The following is a 6721-nucleotide window of genomic DNA, read 5'->3' as shown; positions in this document are numbered from 1 at the left end:
AGACCCGACCGTTACTTTTGGAGGGCTTGGCTTAGTGCAGGCTCAAGACGACAAGCCGAAATGCCAAGTTTTCGGGCAGCGGCGACCCTTCAAGTTCAGCCCCGCTCAAGCTTCGCCAAACTCAGCATCAGCCACTTCATGCCTTGGCGGCCGAAGTTGATTTGAATTCTTTGGTCGTCCCCCTCGCCCTCATAAGCCACCACTACACCGCTACCAAACTTGGCATGATTCACACCCGTGCCGATGTCGTAGGGTCGCTTGGCGGCTTTGTTGCTGTAACCCACGTTGAGCGTTTTATTTTGCCCCCACACTTTGGAATCGAGTGCATCCCAGCCTTGGCTGGCAATGTGCGCGCGTTTCGGCGTTAACCATTTCAACACCTCCTCTGGCAATTCGTCCAGAAAACGTGAGCGCAGGTGATATCGAATTTGCCCGTGCAACATGCGCTGCTGCGCGTGGCTTAAAAACAGCTGTTCTCGTGCGCGGGTAATGGCCACATACATCAAGCGTCGTTCTTCTTCCACAGCCTCTACGCTGGTGCCATCGCCACCCTCCACGGAATTGCCGATACTGTTTTCGTGCGGGAATAGCCCTTCTTCAAGCCCGGTGACGAAGACGCACTTGAATTCAAGCCCTTTGGCCGAATGCGCTGTCATCAATTGAATGGCCTCTTGACCCGCTGCCGCTGCGTTGTCACCCGCCTCAAGCGAGGCATGAGAAAGAAAATCAGCCAGCGGCGTAATCAACTTTTCTTCGTCCACCATCGTGGCCGCTGCATCTTGGTAATAACCTTCAGCAATCGCGAACGAGGCAGCCGCATTCACCAATTCTTTCAAGTTTTCAACACGGTCTTCACCATCTTTGTCCGCTTGAAAATGAGCCACCAAACCCGATTCATTGATCACCTTGTCGACCAAGTCAGCAAGGCTCAAACCTCGGGTCTCGAACCGCATGCGTTCGATCAAATCTGCAAATTTTTTCAAACCGGCTTGCGCCCTGCCTTCCATGCGATGAATGGCGCGGTACAGCGAAGTACCCTGTGCTGTAGAAATGTCCTGAAGTTGCTCTACGCTGCGCGCACCAATTCCCCGTGCAGGAAAGTTCACCACACGTGAGAAGGAATTGTCGTCGTCGGCGTTGTCCATCAAACGCAAATACGCCAGCGCATGCTTGATTTCTGCACGTTCAAAAAACCGCAAACCACCATACACCCGATAAGGCATGCCCGCATTGAACAAGGCTTGTTCAACAACCCGGGATTGCGCATTGGAGCGGTACAGAATTGCAATGTCCGACCGACCGTAGCCTTCTTCAAGCACCAGCTTTTTAATTCGGTCAATGATGAAAGCTGCCTCATCCTGGTCGCTGGTGGCCTCATACACCCGAATCGCCTCACCTTCGCCAGCTTCGGTCCACAACTCTTTGCCCAAGCGAGCCTTGTTGTGCGCAATCAGCACGTTGGCGGCTTTCAGCACATTGCCCACCGAACGGTAGTTTTGCTCCAGTTTGATGCGATTTTGTACATTGAAATCATTTTCAAACTGCACCATATTGGCCACGCGCGCACCGCGAAAAGCGTAAATGGACTGGTCATCGTCCCCCACTGCGAAGATGCAACCTTGCGATCCAGCCAAGCGTTTCAACCAGTTGTATTGCAGGCTGTTGGTGTCTTGAAACTCGTCCACCAAAATGTATTTAAATCGAGCCTGGTAGTGTTCCCGCAGCGCAGGGTTGGCGCCCAACAATTCGAAGGAACGCAACAGCAGCTCAGCAAAATCAACCACACCCTCGCGCTGGCACTGGGCTTCATAGGCTTCGTACAAGCGAACCATCATGCGGTGGTATTCGTCGTGCGCCTCTACGTCTTTGGGCCGCAGGCCTTGGTCTTTGGCTGAACCAATGAAATAGCTCAACTGCTTCGGCGGAAATTTTTCAGCATCTATGCCCAGCACTTTGTACATGCGCTTGATTGCCGACAATTGGTCTTGCATGTCCAGAATTTGAAAAGCCTGAGGTAAACCAGCTTCCTTCCAGTGCGCGCGCAACATGCGGTTGCACAAGCCGTGAAAAGTACCCACCCACATGCTGCGGGTGTTAATGGGCAGCATGCTTGAAATGCGGTGAAGCATTTCCTTGGCCGCCTTGTTGGTGAAGGTAACCGCCAACACCCCATTGGGGCCCACCTGCCCGGTTTGAATCAACCAGGCAATGCGCGCTGTCAGCACCTTGGTTTTGCCGCTGCCTGCCCCCGCCAGAATCAGTGCCGATTCACGGGGCAAGGTGACGGCTGCCAGTTGTTCAGGGTTCAGACTATCGAGTAAAGACACGGCTTCTCACATCAAAAATTGGTTTTGCTGTTGATTTTAACAGTGATTGCCCCACCTGCCTTGCCCGTAAAAAACGAAAAAGCCCGATATAATGACCGATTGGCCTGCCCCACCCGGCAAGGCCCTGCCCGCATTCAAAACTCACACCCAAGTTTCAACGCACCATGTTCGACAAATACGCCGCCCAAGACATTGAAAATGCCGTTCAAGGCCAATGGAAAGAATCGGACGCCTACAGGGCCGAGGCTTTCGCAAAAGATGCAAGCGGCAAACTAAAGCCCAAGTACTACTGCGTTTCCATGCTGCCATACCCAAGCGGCAAGCTGCACATGGGCCATGTGCGCAACTACACCATCAACGATGTGATGATTCGCCAAAAGCGCATGAAGGGCTACAACACCTTGATGCCCATGGGGTGGGATGCGTTCGGCATGCCAGCTGAAAACGCAGCGATGGCCAACGGCAAGCCGCCAGCAGCCTGGACCTACAGCAACATCGACTACATGAAAAAACAGATGGAATCGATGGGTTTGGCGATTGACTGGTCCAAGGAAGTAGCCACCTGCAAACCCGATTACTACAAGTGGAACCAGTGGTTGTTTTTGAAGATGCTTGAAAAAGGCATTGTGTACAAGAAAACAGGCACCGTGAACTGGGACCCGATTGACCAAACCGTGCTGGCCAATGAACAGGTCATTGACGGCAAAGGCTGGCGCTCGGGCGCTGTGGTTGAAAAGCGAGATATCCCCATGTATTACATGGCGATTACCGATTACGCCGATGTGTTGCTCGAGGATTTGAATGGCCTGCAGTGGCCAGAGCGCGTCAAAGTGATGCAAGAAAACTGGATTGGCAAATCCACCGGCGTGCGTTTTGCTTTCCCGCATGAAATCAAAAATGCTGCGGGTGAATTGGTTCAAGACGGCAGAATGTATGTGTTCACCACACGCGCCGACACCATCATGGGCGTCACCTTCTGCGCCGTCGCCGCCGAGCACCCCCTGGCTACACTGGCGGCTGAAAGCAACCCTGAACTGCAAGCCTTCATCGCTGAATGCAAGGCTGGCGGCGTGGCCGAGGCTGACATGGCCACCATGGAAAAGAAGGGCATGCCCACTGGCCTGAGCGTAACGCACCCACTGACCGGCGAAAGCGTGCCAGTTTGGGTGGGCAACTATGTGCTGATGAGCTACGGCGACGGCGCTGTAATGGGTGTGCCTGCGCACGATGAGCGCGACTTTGCGTTTGCCTTGAAATACGGCATAGCGATCAAGCAAGTCATCGACGTGAAAGGCCAAGTATTCAACAACGCCGAATGGGCTGAATGGTACGGCGACAAAGAACGCGGTGTTTGCGTGGCCAGCGGCCCGCTGGATGGTTTGAATTACACCGCAGCTGTCGACAAAGTTGCCGAGCTTTTGGCCGCCAAAGGCATTGGCGAAAAACGCATTCAGTTCCGCCTGCGCGACTGGGGCATTTCACGCCAGCGCTACTGGGGCACCCCCATTCCCATGATTTACTGCGACACCTGTGGCGATGTTCCCGTACCTGAAGCCGACCTGCCCGTGGTGCTGCCCGAAGACCTGGTGCCCGATGGCAGCGGAAACCCACTGGCCAAAAGCGCTGCATTCTATGAATGCAAATGCCCCAAGTGCGGTAAACCCGCGCGCCGTGAAACAGACACCATGGACACCTTTGTCGATTCCAGCTGGTATTTCACGCGTTATGTTTGTAACGACGCAAACACGATGACTGACGAACGCAGCGATTACTGGATGCCCATGGACCAGTACATCGGCGGTATTGAACATGCCATTTTGCACCTGCTTTACAGCCGCTTCTGGACCAAGGTCATGAACGACCTGGGCCTGGTGAAATTCCGTGAGCCCGCCACCGCCCTGCTCACCCAAGGCATGGTGCTGAACGACACCTATTACACCGAAGAAGCCAATGGCAAAAAAATCTGGATCAACCCGGCCGACGTGTCGGTTGAGTTTGACGACAAGGGTCGGCCTGTCTCTGCAAAACTCAGCAACAGTGGAGCACCCGTGCACATTGGTGGTGTTGAGAAAATGTCGAAGTCCAAAAACAATGGCATCGACCCACAAGCGCTGATCGATCAGTATGGCGCCGACACAGCACGTTTGTTCACCATGTTTGCTGCACCGCCAGAACAAAGCCTGGAGTGGAGCGATTCTGGCGTAGAAGGCGCTCACCGCTTCCTGAAACGCTTGTATCAACTGGCATTGACTCAGCAAGAAGCCATCAAGGCACAACCGGCTTTGAACAGCGCAGAATTGAGCAAAGTGGCTCTGAACGCCCGCCGCGATGTGCATGAAATTCTGAAACAGGCCAATTTCGATTACGACCGCCACCAGTACAACACCGTGGTGTCTGCCGGCATGAAAATGTTGAACACGCTGGATGCATTTGCCAGTGAAACAAACACGCCAGCAGACCATGCCGTACTGGCAGAAGGCTTGAGCATTTTATTGCGTGTGCTGTACCCGATTGTGCCGCACATCACCTGCCACTTGTGGAGCAGCCTGAATTACAGCGCAGCTCACGGTGAGCTTCTGGATGCACCATGGCCCGAAGTGGACGAGAAAGCCTTGGTGCGCTCAGAACTCACCCTGATGGTACAAGTGAACGGCAAACTGCGAGGCAGCATTGAAGTAGCCGCCGACGCTGACAAAGCCAGCATCGAGAGTACTGCATTGGCCAGTGAAGCTGCGCAAAAATTCATGGAAGGAAAACCGGCCAAAAAAGTGATTGTGGTACCTGGCAAACTGGTCAACATCGTTGTTTAAGATCGACCTCAACAACAAGCGAGTCTTTATGAAACGTTTCTTTCAAACCATCGCCCTGCTGGCAACAACATTGGCGCTGACAGCCTGCGGCTTTCAGTTGCGTGGCCAGTACAACTTCGACTTTGAAAAAATCGAGTTGCGCGGCATGGAGAATTCAGAAATGAACCGCAACATGGACTTGCAACTTCAAATTCTGAACCTGAAGGTAAACCCGCCTGAAGGTGCGCCCTTGAAGTTAAATTTGATCAGCGAAACGCGCGACCGCAGCATTGTCACCTTCAGTGCCACAGGCCGTGCGCGCGAGGTTCGAATTACCTATGAATTGTTGTATAGCGTGGTGGACAAAAACGGCGACTTCCTGATTGCCACCAGCCAACTGAGCCAAAGGCGCGAACTCACCTACACCGACGATCAAATTTTGGGCAAGGAAGCCGAGGAAAACCAGCTTTACACCGAAATGCAGCGCGACATCGCGCGCCAAATTACCGGGCGGCTAAGCGCCTTGCAATTGGGATCAAAAGGGCAAGCAGCAAAGTGAAACAGATTGCGCTTGACACTTGGTTAAACGATGGCGCAAACACCGCTTTGCCTCAACTGCTGTGCGTATTCACCGATGAACCGCTTTTTGCAACCCAAGCCGCCGACCTGTACCGCCAGCGACTGAAAAAACAAACCGATTACCAGCGCCAAATTGTGGAAGTAGATCGGCAATTTGACCCGCAAGAGTTTTTGTCGCTGTTTGCTGAAGCATCATTGTTTGGCGACGTTTCGCTGGTTGATTTGAGAATCAATCAACCCAAACTCGGCAAAGAAGCGGCAGAGGCCTTGGCCAAAGCAGCCCAGTGGATCGCTGCAGGTGATACCGGGCATTACCTGCTGGTCAATGCTCCGAAGCTAAACAAAACCCAGGAAAAAAGTGCTGGTTTTGCAGAATTGCTGGCCAAAGGCACCGAGATTGCCTGCCGCCCAGTGGGCGCCGACACCCTACCCGGCTGGATAGCACAAGCCGCCAAACGCAAAGGCGTACAATTAAACCGTGAAACTTGTAGTTGGCTGGCTGAGAAAACCGAGGGTAACCTGCTGGTGGCGCATCAAACCATTGAAAAGCTGGCACTTGAACACCAAGGGGCCGTGGACATTGAACAGGTGCAAGGCATGGTTGCCAATTCGGCGCGTTTCAATGTGTTCGATTTGGGCGGTAGCCTGCTGGCCGGGGACGCCAAACGAATTACCCGAATGATGGAAGGCTTGGAAGCCGAAGGGGAGGCCCCCACTTTGGTACTTTGGGCCTTGCAAGAGGAAATTCGTGCCATTCGCGACACACAGCAGGCCATGCGGCGTGGAATGTCTTTGTCGGATGCCTGCCGACAAAATAGAATTTGGGGACAAAGGCAAAACCACATTGCGGCCGCCCTGAAACGCCACAACCCTGGCAGCCTTCAAAAACTGACCGCTTGGTGTTATGCCGCTGAAAAAACCATCAAAGGCATGAAACAGGGCAACCCCTGGACCCTCTTTGAGATTATCGGCCTGGGTGTGGCGGGCATAGAACCGCCCGAATTGTGGACCAGTTGAATCAATCGT

At 53.5% G+C, this 6721-nt stretch carries 4 protein-coding genes; 3 read left to right on the top strand and 1 reads right to left on the bottom strand.

What is annotated here, in order from left to right; all coding sequences use genetic code 11:
* Positions 1-95: 95 nt before the first annotated feature.
* A complete protein-coding gene (locus tag B4C79_RS10820; protein ID WP_291739081.1) occupies positions 96-2327 on the bottom strand; it encodes a UvrD-helicase domain-containing protein in 2232 nt (743 codons plus the stop codon).
* A 164-nt stretch (positions 2328-2491) separates the two neighbouring features.
* Between B4C79_RS10820 and leuS the strand changes: the two genes are divergently transcribed.
* The 3 genes from leuS to holA are packed head-to-tail and all read left to right on the top strand — an operon-like array spanning position 2492 to position 6712.
* On the top strand, positions 2492-5137 hold the full coding sequence (gene leuS / locus B4C79_RS10815; protein WP_291762607.1) for a leucine--tRNA ligase: 2646 nt from the start codon (positions 2492-2494) through the stop codon (positions 5135-5137).
* 28 nt (positions 5138-5165) lie between these two features.
* Positions 5166-5675, top strand: a complete 510-nt coding sequence (gene lptE / locus B4C79_RS10810) for an LPS assembly lipoprotein LptE (RefSeq protein ID WP_105029627.1) — start codon at positions 5166-5168, stop codon at positions 5673-5675.
* Positions 5672-6712, top strand: coding sequence for a DNA polymerase III subunit delta (gene holA / locus B4C79_RS10805; protein ID WP_291741713.1), 1041 nt, complete (start codon positions 5672-5674; stop codon positions 6710-6712). The genes lptE and holA overlap by 4 nt, the downstream gene beginning before the upstream one ends.
* Positions 6713-6721: the final 9 nt, after the last annotated feature.

The sequence above is a fragment of the Limnobacter sp. UBA7229 genome (assembly GCF_002473065.1).
GTDB classification, from domain to species: domain Bacteria; phylum Pseudomonadota; class Gammaproteobacteria; order Burkholderiales; family Burkholderiaceae_B; genus Limnobacter; species Limnobacter profundi.
The sequence above is the reverse complement of the archived record's forward strand: the minus strand, read 5'-3'. Positions and strand labels throughout refer to the sequence as shown.

What these genes read in the sequence shown, in the direction of transcription:
- lptE (WP_105029627.1), top strand. Translation starts at nt 5,166, where the DNA reads ATGAAACGTTTCTTTCAAACCATCGCCCTGCTGGCAACAACATTGGCG.
- leuS (WP_291762607.1), top strand. Translation starts at nt 2,492, where the DNA reads ATGTTCGACAAATACGCCGCCCAAGACATTGAAAATGCCGTTCAAGGC.